Raw genomic sequence first — 242 nt, 5'->3', positions numbered from 1 at the left:
ATCGCCATCATCTGGTCGATTTCCTCGGTCGTCACGTTCAGCGCCGGCATGAAGCGCAGCAGATTCGGGCGCGCCGCGTTCAGCAGCAGGCCGTCGGGCTGCATGTCGCGCGCCTTGTCGACGATCGCCGGGCCGATGTCCTTGCCGAGCATCAGCGCGCGTAGCAGACCTTCGCCGCGCTCGCCCTCGAAGCCGCGTTCCGCCGACAGTTCGAGCAGCTTTTCGCGCAGATATTCGCCGCG

1 pseudogene is annotated in these 242 nt (G+C 66.5%); it reads right to left on the bottom strand.

The window, feature by feature from the left end:
- Positions 1–242, bottom strand: a pseudogene (argD, locus tag SB786_RS37400) (acetylornithine transaminase); the annotation flags it as partial.

This window comes from Burkholderia sp. SIMBA_062, assembly GCF_046534765.1.
GTDB lineage: Bacteria > Pseudomonadota > Gammaproteobacteria > Burkholderiales > Burkholderiaceae > Burkholderia > Burkholderia ambifaria.
Note: the sequence above shows the minus strand (reverse complement) of the source record. Positions and strands in the feature narration are given on the sequence as shown.